This window comes from Pseudomonas sp. FW306-02-D09B (assembly GCF_058782685.1).
On the sequence record NZ_JBYSXY010000001.1, the window covers coordinates 738,881 to 755,421 of the forward strand.

10 protein-coding genes and 2 pseudogenes are annotated in these 16,541 nt (G+C 60.6%); all 12 read left to right on the forward strand.

Annotated elements, in window-relative coordinates; all coding sequences use genetic code 11:
- Positions 1–67 precede the first annotated feature (67 nt).
- Positions 68–1,201, forward strand: a pseudogene (locus AC3WK5_RS03345) (cache domain-containing protein); the annotation flags it as partial.
- Between the two features lie 333 nt (positions 1,202–1,534).
- Positions 1,535–2,062: pseudogene (locus tag AC3WK5_RS03350) on the forward strand (methyl-accepting chemotaxis protein); the annotation flags it as partial.
- A gap of 141 nt (positions 2,063–2,203) precedes the next feature.
- Positions 2,204–2,647, forward strand: a complete 444-nt coding sequence (locus tag AC3WK5_RS03355; RefSeq protein ID WP_054597178.1) for a DUF411 domain-containing protein — start codon at positions 2,204–2,206, stop codon at positions 2,645–2,647.
- Positions 2,647–3,081 carry a YqaA family protein gene (locus AC3WK5_RS03360; protein ID WP_103314499.1) on the forward strand — a complete coding sequence of 145 codons (435 nt, stop codon included), beginning with the start codon at positions 2,647–2,649 and terminating at the stop codon, positions 3,079–3,081. Before AC3WK5_RS03355 ends, AC3WK5_RS03360 begins: the two co-directional genes overlap by 1 nt.
- 100 nt (positions 3,082–3,181) lie before the next feature.
- Positions 3,182–4,135, forward strand: coding sequence for a D-2-hydroxyacid dehydrogenase family protein (locus AC3WK5_RS03365; protein WP_103314692.1), 954 nt, complete (start codon positions 3,182–3,184; stop codon positions 4,133–4,135).
- 528 nt (positions 4,136–4,663) lie between these two features.
- Complete coding sequence (gene glgA, locus AC3WK5_RS03370) at positions 4,664–6,232, forward strand: glycogen synthase GlgA (RefSeq protein WP_103314498.1); 1,569 nt, start codon at positions 4,664–4,666, stop codon at positions 6,230–6,232.
- A 13-nt stretch (positions 6,233–6,245) separates the two neighbouring features.
- Positions 6,246–8,051: a malto-oligosyltrehalose trehalohydrolase gene (gene treZ, locus AC3WK5_RS03375; RefSeq protein WP_103314497.1), complete on the forward strand. Its 1,806-nt coding sequence runs from the start codon at positions 6,246–6,248 to the stop codon at positions 8,049–8,051.
- Positions 8,048–10,129: a 4-alpha-glucanotransferase gene (gene malQ / locus AC3WK5_RS03380; protein ID WP_103314496.1), complete on the forward strand. Its 2,082-nt coding sequence runs from the start codon at positions 8,048–8,050 to the stop codon at positions 10,127–10,129. Before treZ ends, malQ begins: the two co-directional genes overlap by 4 nt.
- Positions 10,126–12,912: a malto-oligosyltrehalose synthase gene (locus tag AC3WK5_RS03385; protein ID WP_103314495.1), complete on the forward strand. Its 2,787-nt coding sequence runs from the start codon at positions 10,126–10,128 to the stop codon at positions 12,910–12,912. The genes malQ and AC3WK5_RS03385 overlap by 4 nt, the downstream gene beginning before the upstream one ends.
- Positions 12,913–12,933: 21 nt before the next feature.
- A complete protein-coding gene (locus AC3WK5_RS03390; protein WP_054597172.1) occupies positions 12,934–13,236 on the forward strand; it encodes a DUF2934 domain-containing protein in 303 nt (100 codons plus the stop codon).
- Between the two features lie 116 nt (positions 13,237–13,352).
- Positions 13,353–15,512: a glycogen debranching protein GlgX gene (glgX, locus tag AC3WK5_RS03395; protein ID WP_103314494.1), complete on the forward strand. Its 2,160-nt coding sequence runs from the start codon at positions 13,353–13,355 to the stop codon at positions 15,510–15,512.
- 177 nt (positions 15,513–15,689) lie between these two features.
- Positions 15,690–16,448, forward strand: a complete 759-nt coding sequence (locus AC3WK5_RS03400) for a PIG-L deacetylase family protein (RefSeq protein WP_103314493.1) — start codon at positions 15,690–15,692, stop codon at positions 16,446–16,448.
- The last annotated feature ends 93 nt before the right edge of the window (positions 16,449–16,541 follow it).

Genomic DNA, 16,541 nt, shown 5'->3' on the forward strand with positions numbered 1-16,541 from the left:
CCACGGGCCGATAGCTGCTAAACGCCGCAATAGATCAACAAGAGCGCTCAGCACAAGGACAGGTCCAATGCCCGCATTCCGTACCATTCAAGCCCGTTACACACTATTTTTGGTGTTGTTTATCCTGTTGTTATTCGCCTTGACGGTGGCGGGCATCAGCCAATTGGTCGCGCCGAAACTTCGGCACACGGAAGAACAGGTCGCACTGAACCGCATCGCCGAAGTGGCCGAACAGATCCAGGGCGAACTGAACAAGGTTCAAGCGCAACAACGCAGCATCACCCAAACAATTCCCCTGCTCGACAGCGCAACCATCGACACCGTATTGCCTGGCCTGGTGGACCAGTACGGTGAACTGAAGGTGTTTGGTGGCGGGATCTGGCCGTTGCCTGGCCAGCGCGAGGCCGGACGCAACAAATTCAGTACCTTCTGGCACCGGGATGCGTCGGGCAAACTGGCCGTCAACACCTTCTGGAACAGCGACGCGGCGCCCAACTATTACGATCAGCCCTGGTACAAGGGCGGCATGCAGACACCTCGCGGTCAATGCGCCTGGGCCGCGGCCTATAAGGACGACGCCAGCGCCGAACCGCGCACCAACTGCGCCATGGCGATAGCGCGCAATGGCGTGCCGTACGGAGTCGCGACCATTGACGTCACTCTGGGCTTCTTCAATGATCTGGTCGCGCGCAAGGAAAAAGACCTGGGCGCCGAAATGCTGATCGTCGAGGCCGACGGCAAGATCATCAGCAACAGCTCGCGCATCAGTGCTCCGATTGTCCTGAAAAATATCAGTGAACTGGCAAGCAACTCGCCTTTTGCCGCGCAGATCAAAACCGCGCTTGAGCGCCGTGATGCTTCGCTGCAACGCGTCGAGTTCGACAATCAAGGCGTGGCGAACACTTTCTTCATGCGTCCGATCGAAGGCACACCGTGGTTCCTTGCCACCGCCCTGCCGACCCACCTGATCACCGCTCAACGCGACGATGTCTTGAGCACCTTGAGCCTGTTGCAGATCCCGATGGTTTTGCTGCTGGTGCTGCTGCAAATCTATGCAATCCGCCAACTGATCCAGCGCATGAAAGCCTTGAAAGCCAACATCGACGCGCTGTCCACCGGCGACGCCGACCTGACCCGGCGCATCACCATTCGCGCCGAGGATGAACTGGGCGCGATCGGCCATTCGGTCAACACCTTTATCGCCTACCTGCAAAACATGATCGGCGAAGTCACCCAGGCCACGGGCGCCATGGCCTCAAGCCTGGAAAACCTGCAACAGACCTCGGCGCATACCAACCAGATCCTGCAGCGTCATGCCTCGGAGACCGACCAGACCGTCACCGCCATCACCGAGATGAGTTCGACCGCCGACAGCGTCGCCGAGAACGCCGCACAAACCGCCGCGTTTACCCAGCGCGCCAGTGAACACGCCGACCGCTCGCGGGTGGTGGTGGGCGAAGCCTCAAGCAGCGTGAGCGCATTGATCGGCGAAGTGGCCAGCGCCACCCACAAAGTCGAAAGCATGCAGCAGGACGCCCAGCGCATCACCGAAATTCTCGGGGTGATCGGCGCCATTGCCGGGCAAACCAACCTGCTGGCACTCAACGCCGCGATTGAGGCCGCGCGAGCCGGTGAACAAGGTCGAGGCTTTGCCGTGGTCGCCGATGAAGTCCGCGCCCTCGCCGCCCGCACCCAGGCCAGCACCTCGGAGATCAACGAGATGCTCAGCCGTTTGACCCAAGGTGTCAGCTCTTCGGTGGCGGCGATGGAAAACACCCAGGCCAGCTGTCAGTCCGCTGCCGATGCGACAGCGCGCGTCAACGCCGGGCTGGACGAAATGGCCGGCTCGGTCAGCCACATCAACAGCCTCAGCACCCAGATCGCCACGGCCGCCGAACAACAGAGCGCGGTGACCGAGGAGATCAACCGCAGCATGGTGCAAATCCGCCATATGGTCGAAGAGCTGGTGCAAAGCGGTCACGCCACCGACCTCAACACGCGCCAGCTGCTGGACGCCAATAGCCGGGTCAGTTCGATCATGGGGCGTTTCAAGGTCAAGTGAACCCGTGAAGGCCGCCCGCGCGTTTCGCGTGGGCATCACCTTCAAGGGACACCCATGAATAACTTTGAAACATAAGCACTCTTTTTCATCGGCGAAAATGGTCAAAATGCGCGGCGTGAAATGATCAACGAGAGATAACCGATGAAAACCACACTGCGTCTGGCCGCCCTTGGCGCCCTGTTCATCAGCTCCCTGGCCCAGGCCGCCGAGCTGATTCCGATCGATGTCCACCGCGATGCCAATTGCGGCTGCTGCAAAAAGTGGATCGCGCACCTTGAAGCCAATGGCTTCAAGGTCAACGATCACGTTGAAACCAACATGAGCGAAGTCAAGCAGCGCCTCGGCGTCCCGCCGCGACTGGCGTCGTGCCACACCGCGGTGATCAACGGCAAATTCGTCGAAGGCCATGTCCCCGCCGAACAGGTACTGGCCTTGAGTCAATCCGACCTGCTTGGCGCGGCCGCGCCGGGTATGCCCATGGGCTCGCCAGGCATGGAAATGGACGGCATGGCCGATGCTTATCAGGTCATTGGGTTGACAAAAAATGGCACCGATAAAGTGATCGCCGACTACCCGGCCCGGTAATGCTCGCTGGCTATCTCGGGCTATTCTTCGCGGCATTCGGTGCCGCGACGTTGTTACCGTTGCAGTCCGAGACCGTGCTGGTGGGGTTGCTGCTCAACGGCGAGCATGGATTGTGGTGGCTGCTCGCCGTCGCCACGCTCGGCAACGTGCTGGGTTCGTTGCTGAACTGGTGGCTAGGACGCAGCGTCGAGCGCTTCAGGGAGCGTCGCTGGTTTCCGGTCAGCCCTGCTCATCTGGAAAAAGCCCGCACTCACTATCAACGTTATGGCCATTGGTCACTGCTGCTGAGCTGGTTGCCGATCATTGGCGACCCGCTGACACTGGTGGCCGGCGTGATGCGAGAACCCGTGGGGCGTTTTTTGCTGATCGTGACCTTCGCCAAAGGCGCGCGTTATGGTGTGCTGGCGCTGGCGACACTGGGCTGGATGCCTTGAGCCCCTGGTGCTGCCACGTTGTTAATGTCGCCATAATCGCGACGTTACAGCCTCAGCCAACGGTTAAATCCACGCCCCCCCCTTTGAAGAGACAATGCTCATGACTGTGCAGATTGCGGTGATCGATGACTGGCAGGGCGTGGCCCGTCATGTGGTGGATTGGTCGGTGCTGGACGGTATCGGCAAAGTCAGCTTTTTGCATGACTACCCTGCCGACCACGCCACACTGAGCGACCGATTGCAGTCCTTCGAGGTGATTTGCGTGATGCGCGAGCGCACGCTGTTCGACGAAGCACTCCTGCGTAGCCTGCCCAAACTCAAATTGCTGGTCACCGGCGGCATGCGCAATGCCGCCATCGACCTCAAGGCCGCCGCGGCATTGGGAATCCAGGTCTGCGGCACCGATAGCTACAAACAGGCGGCGCCCGAATTGACCTGGACGCTGATCATGGCCCTGACCCGCAATCTGCTTGCAGAAGCCAACGCCCTGCGGGCCGGTCACTGGCAACAAGGCCTGGGTGGCGACCTGTACGGCAAGACCCTGGGTATTCTGGGCCTGGGCAGCATTGGCAAACGGATCGCCGAGTTCGGTCAGGTGTTCGGAATGCGCGTTATCGCCTGGAGCGAAAACCTCACCGCCGAGCGCGCAGCCGAAGCCGGGGTTACTTTTGTCAGCAAGCGCGAGCTGTTCGAGCAAGCCGATGTGCTGTCGATCCATCTGGTGCTCAGCGAGCGCAGCCGGGGCCTGGTCGATGAACAGGCACTTGGCTGGATGAAACCATCAGCGTTGCTGATCAATACCGCGCGCGGACCGATCGTCGATGAAGCCGCATTGATTCGGGCGCTTGAACAGAACCGTTTGAAGGGCGCAGCGCTGGATGTCTTCGAGCGCGAGCCATTAGCCGTCGACCATCCGTTTCGGAAGTTGCCCAACGTACTGGCCACACCGCATGTCGGCTATGTCAGCGAGCAAAACTACCGGCTGTTCTTTTCACAGATGATTGAAGATATTCAAGCCTGGACAACCGGCCATTCGATCCGGATGTTGAATTAGGCCACACCGTCCTGACACACAACCTGCGACAGCTGCTACAGGTTGGCGGTGTCTTCGTCTGCAATTTGTTCGCACCAATGCGGTGCGAACGCTTCTCTGCCATGCCCTATTCTCTGGCAACTCTCTCCCCCTTTTTGTGCTTCGGCGACGAAAGAACCTGCACTTCGTCGGTGCGGGCGCGGCTGATTGAGCGCGGAAATCGTGACGTCAGACCGATTGTCGAACAATTTCAAAACGTCACACACCGCGCTCTAAGTTCTGACCTAGACTCCATTTCGTGACTGGAAACCGGCCGGTCATTTTGTGGGGAAAAAATCGAAACTTTCTGCCGAAGCAACAGGTCAGGTTAAAGGTGGGGCCGCAGCGACTGGTGCAATCCTTGCAATGACCACTACAGCCTTTGAGATTCAGCGCATCGACCAGCGTTTGCTGTTCATTGCGTAGCGCTTTTGCGCCCGGCCACGGGAACTGGCCGCCTGCATCATGGGGTGAGATGCCTGAAACAGATCAATAAAACGGGAGAAACACATGAACGGTGCCGCTTTAGAAATCCAGGGAGAGCGTTCTCACCAGCAAATCGGCGAGCCGACCTCGATGTCGGTTCTTGCCCCGGGTGCGAAAACGGTACTGCCCGCTCCACGTCAGAATCCAAACAAGAAGAAAGTGTTATTCGTGACCTCGGAAATCGCCGATCTGGTGAAAACCGGTGGCCTGGGTGACGTTTCTGCCGCATTGCCCCGCGCCATGGCCCATTTGCACGATGTCCGGGTGTTGATTCCCGGTTATCCGCAAGTGATGCACAGCGAAAACCCGATCCATATCATCGGCGAACTGGGCGGACACGCCGCATTGCCACCCTGCAAGATCGGCCGCATGGACATGCCGGACGGGCTGGTCATCTACGTCCTGATCTGCCCCGAACTGTACGAACGCGAGGGCTCGCCCTACGGCGCCAACAATGGCCGCGACTGGCCGGACAACCATATTCGTTTTGCCCGTCTGGGCCTGGCTGCCGCCGACATCGCCGCCAACCTGGCACACATCCACTGGCGCCCGGATCTGGTGCACGCCCACGACTGGCCCGCAGGCCTGGCCCCGGCCTACATGCACTGGCGTGGTCAGCGCACACCGACACTGTTCACCATTCATAACCTGGCTTATCAAGGCGTGGTCAGCCTCGCGTCTTGCCCCGAACTGGGTATTCCCGAACATGCCCTGCAGCAGGAAGGCATGGAGTTCTACGGCAAACTGTCGTTCCTCAAGGCTGGCATGGCCTATTCGAGCCATATCACCACCGTCAGCGCGACCTACGCCCAGGAAATCACCACCCCGGCCTTCGGCTGCGGTCTCGACGGTTTCCTTGCCAGCAAGACCCAACAAGGCCTGCTCAGCGGCATCCCGAATGGCATCGACGAAAGCTGGGATGCGGCGACCGACCCCCACCTGTTTTGCCCGTTCAGCATCGGCGACTGGGACGGCAAAGCGGTGAATGCCGCCCACGTGCGCAAACTGTTCGGCCTGAAGGACTCCAAGGGCCCACTGTTCGCCGTGGTTTCACGACTGGTCTACCAAAAAGGCCTGGACCTGACCGAAGCCGTGTCCGAGTTCATCGTCTCTTCGGGCGGGCAAATCGCGATCATCGGCCGTGGCGAGCCGGAAGAAGAACAAGCCATGCGCGCCCTCGCCCTGCGTTTTCCAGGGCAGATCGGTGTGCGCATCGGCTTCAACGAAACCGATGCGCGGCGGATGTTCGCCGGCAGTGATTTCCTGTTGATGCCTTCACGCTATGAGCCGTGCGGCTTGAGCCAGATGTATGCGCAGCGTTTCGGCTCGCTGCCGGTCGCGCGCAACACCGGCGGGCTGGCCGACACCATCGACAATGGCGTCACCGGTTTTCTCTTCGACGAGTCGACGGTTGCCAGCTACGAGGAAGCCTTGAGCCGGGCGTTCAAGGTGTTCGCCCACCCGCCCCTGTTGAACGCCATGCGTTGCCGGGCCATGGCCGCGCCGTTCAATTGGTGCAAAGCGGTCGAACCCTATGCTGAACTCTATGAACAACTGGTCGCCAAGGCGTTGGGTCAGTCGGTCAAGCAGTGAGAGGGATTCTTGAATGCCGTTACGGACTCCGGAAACCTGGCCCCACGGCGCCGTCATGCTGGATGCCGAACACACCCGGTTCGCCCTGTGGGCGCCCGATGCGTTTTATGTGAGTGTCGAGCTTGAAGACGGGCAATCACTGCCGATGTTGCCCCAGGCGGACGGCTGGTTCGTGATCGAGACCCGTTGCCCGGCCGGCACCCGCTATCGCTACAACATCGAGGGCGAACGCGACGTGCCAGACCCCGCGTCCCGGGCGCAAGCCGGCAGTCTGGCGTCACCCAGCGTGGTGGTTGACCCGCATGCTTACCGTTGGCAGCACTGTTTCTGGCAAGGCCGGCCCTGGCATGAAGCGGTGATCTACGAACTGCATGTGGGTGTGCTGGGTGGTTTTGCCGAAGTCGAAAAGCACCTGCCACGGCTGGCCGAACTGGGCATTACCGCGATCGAACTGATGCCGCTGGCGCAGTTTCCCGGCGAGCGTAACTGGGGCTACGACGGCGTGCTGCCTTACGCGCCCCAGTCGTCATACGGCACGCCTGATGCGCTCAAGCACCTGATCGATAGCGCCCATGGCCTGGGTCTGGCGGTGATCATCGACGTGGTTTACAACCATTTCGGCCCTGACGGCAATTACCTGCATCATTATGCCAAGGGCTTTTTCCGCGAAGACCTGCACACGCCTTGGGGCGCAGCCATTGACTTCCGCCGACGCGAGGTGCGCGACTTCTTTATCGACAACGCGCTGATGTGGTTGCTTGAGTACCGTTTCGACGGTTTGCGTCTGGATGCGGTACACGCCATCGAAGATCCGGATTTCCTCCAGGAACTGGCGGCGACAGTACGCGAGCACATCGACCCACCCCGTCATGTCTGGCTCACCCTGGAAAACGAGCACAACCAGGCCAGCCTGCTGGAGCAGGGCTTCGACGCGCAGTGGAACGACGATGGGCACAACGCGCTGCACGTATTGCTGACCGGAGAAACCGAGGCTTATTACACCGACTTTGCCGAGCGCCCCAGCGAAAAACTGGCCCGCTGCCTGAGCCAGGGCTTCGCCTATCAGGGCCATACCAATCGCCATGGCCGTGCCCGAGGCGAACCCAGTGGGCATTTGCCGCCCAGTGCCTTCGTGCTGTTTCTGCAAAACCATGACCAGATCGGCAACCGTGCCTTTGGCGAGCGTCTCCACCAGTTGACTGCACCTCAGGCGTTGCGCGCGGCGACGGTCCTTCTGTTGTTGTCACCGATGATCCCGTTGCTGTTCATGGGCGACGAATACGCCGCTGACGAGCCGTTTCTGTTTTTCACCAGTCACCATGGAGTCTTGGCCAGGCAGGTGCGAGAAGGTCGACGCAATGAGTTCGCGGCGTTCAGCGCTTTTGCCGATCCGCACACCCGCGAGCAGATTCCCGACCCGAATGCGTTACACACGTTCACCGCTTCGCGTCCGACACTGACATCATCTGAACCGCTGACACAGCAAGCGACCCTGACGCTGTATCGACAGTTGCTGCTGATCCGTCATCGAGAAATCATCCCGCGCCTACCCGGTGCTCACGCGCTGGGCGCCACGGTGCTGGCAACGGGTGCGATAAGTGCACGTTGGCACATGGGCGATGGCAGCCTGCTGTGCATCGACCTCAACCTCACCACGGAGCCCGTGTCCCATTCATCACAAGCCCATTCCCGGTTGCTGTTCGAGTTCCCGCAGCGGTCCTTCGAAGCCCTGCAACAAGGCACCCTCGCCCCCTACTGCGCGCTGGTCAGTCTGACGGCAACGACACCCTTGCTACCCACCACTGGAGAGCGTCCATGAGCGATGCGCAACTGGAAATCCTCGCCAGCCGAGCCGGCCTGGCAGTCGACTGGGTCGACGCCAACGGCCGGCCACAGAAGGTCGCTCCGGCGGCATTGCGAGCGATCCTCAGCGGGCTCGGCCACCCGGCTGGCAGCGCTCAGGAAATCGACGCCAGCCTGCAGGAGCTGCAACAGAACCAACAAAACAAACGCTTGCCGCCAATGATGACCGTCGACGTCGGCGCCGGCCTCGACCTCGCGCTTCACTTTGCCCCTGAAACGCCCTGCGAGATTCACCTGGAAGACGGCGCGATCCTCCACCTCAAACTCGATGACGAAGCGGTTCTGCCGGGGCTGATCCCGATCGGCTATCAGGAAGCTCACATCGCTGACCAACGCTTCACACTCGCCGTCGCCCCCTTGCAGTGCCATAGCGTGGCCGCTGCCGTTGACAACCCGATACCCCGGGCCTGGGGCCTGAGTGTGCAATTGTATTCACTACGACGCCCCGGCGACGGCGGCTTCGGCGATCTGCAGGCACTGGAAAACCTCGCCCGCGTTGCCGGTGAGCGCGGCGCCGATGCGTTAGCGATCAGCCCGCTGCACGCGATGTTCAGTAACGACACACAACGCTACAGCCCTTACTCGCCCTCCAGCCGTTTGTTTCTCAATAGCCTGTACGCCTCACCCGGGGAAGTTCTCGGCGAACGCGCCCTGCGCCTGGCCATCGATGCCACTGAATTGGCCGACGAACTCAAGCACCTGGAAGAGCAACCGCTGATCGACTGGCCCGCGGCTGCCAAGGCCAAACAGCAATTGTTGCAAGCGCTGTATGAAGGATTCTCCCAGGGTGATCATCCCTTGCACGCGGACTTCAGCAGCTTTCGTCACGTCGGTGGCGAGGCCCTGGAAAACCACTGCCGTTTCGAGGCGCTCCAGGAAGCCTGTGCCGCCCTTGGCGAAAGCCTCGACTGGCGCCAGTGGCCTGAGCACTGGCGCGACCCGCGCAGTGTCGAACTGACGGTATTTGCCGAGAAAAATGCAGATCGCATCGGCTTCTACGCCTTTTGCCAATGGTTGATCGCTCGCAGCTTGCAACGCGCACAAACCGTTGCGCGTAGCAGTGGCATGGGCATCGGCTTGATCGCCGACCTGGCTGTCGGTGCGGATGGCGGTGGCAGCCAGGCCTGGAGTCGTCAGGACGAATTACTGGCTGCCCTCACCGTCGGCGCGCCCCCGGACATTCTCAACCGCACGGGGCAAGGTTGGGGGATTTCTGCGTTTTCCCCCGAAGGGCTGATACGCAATGGGTTTCGCGCGTTTATCGAAATGCTGCGGGCCAATTTTGCCCATACCGGTGGCCTGCGCATCGACCATGTCATGGGTTTGCAGCGGCTGTGGGTGATACCCCTCGGCGCGCCGCCGAGGGACGGCGCGTATCTGTATTACCCAGTGGACGATCTGCTGCGTTTGGTGACGCTGGAGTCCCATCGACATCAGGCGATCGTGCTCGGCGAAGACCTCGGCACCGTGCCCGATGGCCTGCGCGACAAACTCATCGCCCGCTCGATCCTGGGGATGCGCGTACTGCTGTTCGAGCAGGACCACGGGGCACACTTCAAACCGATTCTTGATTGGCCGGATAACGCACTCGCCACCACCAGCACCCACGACCTGCCAACGCTCAACGGTTGGTGGCATGGTCGCGACATCGAATGGAGTGTCCGCTTGGGGCTGGTCGACAGCCACGGTGAACAGCAATGGCGTGAACACCGTCAGCGCGAGCGTGAAGGTTTGCGTCGGGCCTTGAGTCAGGACCCGCAAAACTTCCGCGAGGAGACCCACGAGACCGACCAGGTGCTCGACGCCAGCGTGCGTTTCCTGGGTCACACCCGCGCCCCTTTGGTGTTGCTGCCGCTGGAAGATGCGCTGGGCATTGATGAACAGGCCAACCTCCCCGGCACCACCGACAGTCATCCGAACTGGCGTCGGCGCTTTGCCGATGAAAGCGACGTGCTGCTGGACGATACGGATGCGGCACGACGGCTGGAACTGCTTGCTTGCGCACGCCTTCAGGCGGCCGAGCGTGATCAATGAGTGAGGTGCAAACCCTCTCGGTACGGGCAACGTTGCGCCTGCAGTTTCATCAGGGATTCACCCTGGATGACGCCGTGCCGCTGGTGCCGTATTTCTGTGGTTTAGGTATCAGCCACCTCTATGCCTCGCCGCTGTTGAGTGCGCGGGCCGGGTCGATGCACGGCTATGACGTGGTCGACCCCAGCCAGGTCAATCCCGAGCTGGGCGGCGAGGCAGCCCTGCGGCGACTGGTCAGCGCGTTGCGCGCCCAGGACATGGGGCTGATCCTGGACATCGTGTCCAACCACATGGCCGTCGGTGGTGCCGACAATCCCTGGTGGCTGGACTTGCTGGAATGGGGGCGATTGAGTCCCTACGGTGAGTTTTTCGACATTCAATGGCATTCGCCAGACCCATTGCTCGAAGGCCAGCTATTGCTGCCGTTCCTGGGCAGCGATTACGGCAGCGCCTTGCAGGACGGCACGCTGACGCTGCACTTCGATCCCGGACGGGGCAGCTTCCATGTCGAACACCATGAGCACCACTTTCCGATTTGCCCCACCGATTACGCTGAACTGCTTAAGCCTGACGACTCGCTCGACGTTGAACGGGCACTGCAACTCAAGGTACTGGCCGATCAGTTCACCACCCTGCACTACCAGACCGATGCCCATTCCCTTGCGCGCCCCTTGCAACAAGCGCTTATCACACTGGCGTCTGATCCGGCGATCTTGCGCTGCATCGAGCACAACCTCAGCCGCCATGACTCCCGCCAACCCGAAGGTTTCAGCCGTCTGCACGAGCTGCTCGAACGCCAAAGCTATCGCCTGGCCAGTTGGCGCACGGCGGCCGATGACATCAACTGGCGGCGCTTCTTTGACATCAATGAACTGGCCGGGCTGCGGGTCGAACGCCCGGCCGTGTTCGAAGCTACCCATGCAAAAATTTTCGAGCTGATTGCCGAGGGACTGGTGGACGGATTGCGTATCGACCACATCGACGGGCTCGCCGACCCGCGGGGTTACTGCCGCAAACTCAGGCGCAGGGTGAACGCCCTGTCACCGTTGCGACACGTACCGATCTATATTGAAAAAATCCTCGGCGACGGTGAAACGCTGCGTCGCGATTGGCAGGTCGATGGCACCACAGGCTATGAGTTCATGAATCAGTTGTCGCTGCTGCAACACGACCCGCAGGGCGAGCAAGTCCTTGGCGAACTGTGGAGCCGACACACCGAACGGCCCGCAGCGTTCATCGAGGAAGCACAACTGGCACGCCAGCAAGTTCTCAACGGTTCGCTGGCCGGCGACTTCGAAAGTGTCGCGCAGGCCTTGTTGCAAGTAGCTCGCGATGACCTGATGAGCCGAGACCTGACCCTTGGTGCGATTCGTCGGGCATTGCAGGAACTGATCGTGCATTTCCCGGTGTACCGAACATACATCGGCCCGTGCGGGCGCTCGGCGCAAGACCAGGTGTTTTTTCAGCATGCGATGAACGGCGCGCGCCAGACCTTGGGCGAAGCCGACTGGCCGGTGCTCGACTATCTGGCGCTGTGGCTGGGTGGGCAACCCTGGCGCGAGCGCCCGGTGGGCCGTCAACGCAAGATCCTCAAGCACGCCTGCGTGCGCTTTCAGCAACTGACCTCGCCGACCGCCGCCAAAGCCGTGGAAGACACCGCGCTCTATCGCTCAGGCGTGTTGTTGTCGCGTAACGATGTCGGCTTCAACACCGAACAGTTCAGCGCCCCACTCGCCGACTTCCACGCGGCGTGCAGCCAGCGCCTCGACGAATTCCCGGATACGCTGCTGGCCAGCGCCACCCATGACCACAAACGCGGTGAAGACAGCCGTGCACGCCTGGCATTACTCAGCGAACGCAGTACCTGGTATGCAGAAACAGTCGAAGGCTGGCGGACACAGAGCGCTGCCCTGCGCCGCGATCCGTCGATGCCCTCAGCCGCGGACGAACTGCTGCTCTACCAGACCTTGCTCGCCAGTTGGCCGCTGGAGCTGCATTGCGAAGACGTGCAGTCGATGACGGCCTACACCGAACGACTGTGGCAGTGGCAGCAAAAAGCCCTGCGCGAAGCCAAACTCCAGAGCAGTTGGAGCGCACCGAACGAGCCTTATGAGCAGGCCACGCGGGCCTTCCTCGAGCGCCTTCTGCTCAGCCCCGAAGGCCTGCCTTTACGCAGTGCCATCGCCGATGCTGCGCAAGCGATCGCCTGCGGCGGTGCGCTCAATGGATTGGCGCAAACCTTGCTGCGCATGACGGTGCCGGGGGTTGCGGATCTGTATCAGGGCAATGAGTTCTGGGATTTCAGCCTGGTGGATCCGGACAATCGGCGAGCGGTTGATTTCAGCGTCCGCCAGCAGGCATTGCACACCCCGGTGGACACTCGACAGTTGCTGCACACCTGGCGTGACGGGCGCATCAAGCAGGCGTTGATCGCCCACACGTTGGCGTTACGCGCGCGATACCCGCAACTGTTTCAGCGGGGCCGTTATCAAGCGTTGCAGGTGGTGGGCAGTCAGGCCGGGCGGGTGTTGGCTTTCGCCCGTGAACTCGACGGCCAACGGGCGATTGTGCTGGTGCCGGTGCGGGTTGCGTCGCTGCTGGAAAGCAGTGCCACGCCACAGGTGCCTGCCCTGCTCTGGGGCGACACCCGGGTCAAACTGCCGTTCACCGCCGCCGAAGAAAAGCTGAAGGGACTTTTTACAACAGGTGCAGTCACACACCACAAGGAATTGCTGATCAGCGCCGCGCTGGGAGATTTCCCGGTCAATCTGTTTATCCAGACTTGAGTTCAACTCAGGAGCATTGCGATGAGTACCGATGACAAACGCATTCGTGAATTTGCCTATCTGATCTGGGAGTCCGAGGGGAAACCCGAAGGCCAGGAGACACGCCACTGGGAAATGGCGTGCAAGCTGGCGGAAGCCGAAGCCCTGGCCCCGACCAAGCCTGCCCGAACCGCCAAACCCAATAGCGGCAAAACAGCAGCCAGCAAACCCACGGCGACCAAGCCCAAAACCAAAGCCGCTACAACCGCCAAGGTCGTAACGCCACCCGGCGATAAGCCTGTGGCTGCAAAAAAGCCTCGAGCACCGCGTAAGCCAGCCGGTTGAGAGTACCAGGCTCTGATTGACCGCGTGGCGAGCAGATTCGCCACTTCGGGGATGGCGCGGCCTTGAGAGGCCAGCAATGCCGGCGCCATCACCCAAGCCCAATTGCAGGAGCAATGATGACCACGCCAAAAAAGACCGCGCCAGAACCTCACGTCGAGGCCTCGCGAATCCGTGAAGGCTTGCCCTTCCCGCTCGGTGCAACCTGGGATGGTCTGGGGGTCAACTTCGCGATATTTTCGGCTAACGCCACCAAGGTCGAACTGTGTTTGTTCGACGATGCCGGCGAAGTCGAGCTCGAACGTATCGAACTGCCGGAATACACCGACGAAATCTTTCACGGCTACTTGCCGGACGCTCATCCGGGGCTGATCTACGGCTACCGGGTGTATGGGCCTTACGACCCGCAAAACGGTCACCGCTTCAACCACCACAAATTGCTGATCGACCCCTACGCCAAACAGTTGGTGGGGAAATTGAAGTGGTCCGAAGCCTTGTTCGGCTACACCATCGGCCACCCCGACGCCGACCTCAGTTTCGATGAGCGCGACAGTGCGCCCTTCGTGCCCAAGTGCAAGGTCATTGACCCCGCGCACACCTGGGGCCATGACCATCGGGTCAATGTGCCGTGGGATCGAACGATCATTTATGAGGCTCACGTACGCGGCATCAGCATGCGTCACCCGTCCGTCCCGCAAGCGCTGCGCGGGACCTTCGCCGGGTTGATGGTCGATGACCTGCTGGAACATATCCGCAAACTTGGCGTGTCGTCGGTGGAACTGATGCCGATACACGCCTTCGTTAATGACCAGCACCTATTGCACAAGGGCATGACCAATTACTGGGGCTACAACAGCATCGCCTTCTTCGCCCCCGATCCGCGTTACCTGGCCAGTGGCAAGATCGCCGAGTTCAAGGAAATGGTCGCGCACCTGCACGAAGCCAATCTTGAAGTGATTCTGGACGTGGTCTACAACCACACCGCCGAGGGCAACGAACAAGGCCCGACCCTGTCGATGCGCGGCATCGACAATGTCTCCTACTATCGACTGAAGCCCGATGACAAACGCTTCTATATCAACGACTCCGGTACCGGCAACACGCTGGACCTGAGCCATCCCTGTGTGCTGCAGATGGTCACCGATTCACTGCGTTACTGGGCCTCGGAAATGCACGTCGACGGTTTCCGCTTCGACCTGGCGACCATCCTCGGGCGTTACCACGACGGTTTCGACGAGCGTCACAGCTTCCTCGTTGCCTGCCGCCAGGACCCGATTCTGCGCCAGGTAAAACTGATTGCCGAGCCTTGGGACATTGGCCCTGGTGGCTATCAGGTCGGCCACTTTCCGCCGGGCTGGGTCGAGTGGAACGACCGCTTCCGCGACACCGTACGCGCCTTCTGGAAAGGCGATGACGGCCAGCTCGCCGACTTCGCCGCCCGCATGACGGCATCGGGTGAAATGTTCAATCAACGCGGCCGCCGCCCCTACGCCTCGATGAACTTCGTCACCGCCCATGACGGCTTCACCTTGAATGACCTGGTCTCCTACAACGACAAGCACAACGAAGCCAACGACGAAGAAAATCAGGACGGTAGTAATCACAACCTGTCCTGGAATCACGGCGTTGAGGGCCCCACCGTCGATCCCGAGATCAATGCGCTGCGCCAGCGGCAGTTGCGTAATTTCTTCGCCACCCTGCTGTTGGCCCAAGGCACACCGATGCTGGTGGCCGGTGACGAATTTGCCCGAACCCAATACGGCAACAACAACGCCTACTGTCAGGACAGCGAAATTGGCTGGGTCAACTGGGACCTGAGCGAAGACGGCAAGGCCTTGCTCAAATTCGTCAAACGCCTGATCAAGCTGCGTCTGGCCTATCCGATCCTGCGGCGCGGACGTTTTCTGGTGGGCAATTACAACGAGGATATTGGCGTCAAGGACGTCACCTGGCTGGCACCCGACGGCAGCGAAATGTCCACCGAGCAATGGCAGGATAGCCACGGGCGATGCCTGGGCATGTTGCTCGATGGACGCGCCCAGGAAACCGGAATCCGTCGCAAAGGCGCCGACGCTACCTTGCTGCTGGTGGTTAACGCTCATCACGACATTGTCAATTTCCGGCTACCGGAAGTGCCTGACGGCGGATTCTGGACCTGCATGATTGATACCAACCAACCCTCGATTCAGGGCCAGGAGCGATTCGACTTCAATCATCAATATTCGGTGACCGGACGCTCGTTGCTGTTGTTCGAGTTGCAGCATGAGGAGCAAGACTGAAACGCAATTGCCCGCCTCATCAGCAGTGCTTTAGCAAGCCACTTCATAAAAAACGCTCGTCAGGGAGGTGACGGGGCGACGAATGGTGATCTATGAGCAATACTCTGCTCGCAGCAACCCAGGGTTTGGAGCGCTGTGCCCTGGTGTGACGGCACACCAGAACAAGGACGTATCGCCATGAAATCCAGCACCCTCGTCGACAGCAGCTTGCCTGTGCAGATCTGGAACACTGCCCGGCAACTGGACAATATTCCCGTCATCAGCACCTCTACCCTTATCCCTGCCGGCGCTCGCGCGGTGGTGATCGCACCACATCCGGGTGATGAAGTCGTGACCTGTGGTGGCCTGCTGCAGTTGTTCGCCACCCTCGGCCACCCCCTGCAATTGATCTCGATCACCGATGGCAGCGCCAGTCATCCAGGCTCGAACCTGTGGTCGGAGAAGCGCCTGAGTGTGTTCCGCCCACAGGAAAGCGTCGAAGCCCTGCGTCGCCTCGGTTTGCCCATGCATAGCCTGAAATGGATTCGCGGCGGTTTCACCGACAACGGGCTGGCCGAGCGTGAACTCCAATTGACGCAATTCATCGCACGCTACCTGCGACCGGGTGATGTGGTGTTCAGCACCTGGTGCGAGGACGGCATCATCGACCATGACGCGGTAGGTCGAGCCAGCGCAAAAGCCGCCCTCATGGTGGGCGCGAGTTTCAATGAAGTGCCGGTCTGGGCCTGGCACTGGCCCGCACGCGATCATGGGCTGATTCCCTGGCACCGCGCCCGCAAGGTTCGCCTCGACACCTGGACCGTCGCACGCAAATGCCACGCCACCCATGCGTACGCCAGCCAGCTGAACGGTGAACCGGAGATCGGCATCGCGCCGAAGCTGCCCAGGGTTTTCCTGGCGCGGATGCGTCAGCCCTATGAAATAGTTTTTGTATGACCGCGAAAAAGGTGATGCCTTGGCCCTGTTCAAAATGCTGATTTACAGCCCAATGCAGCCGTCGCTCTCTAATAAACAACAACTTAGATAACT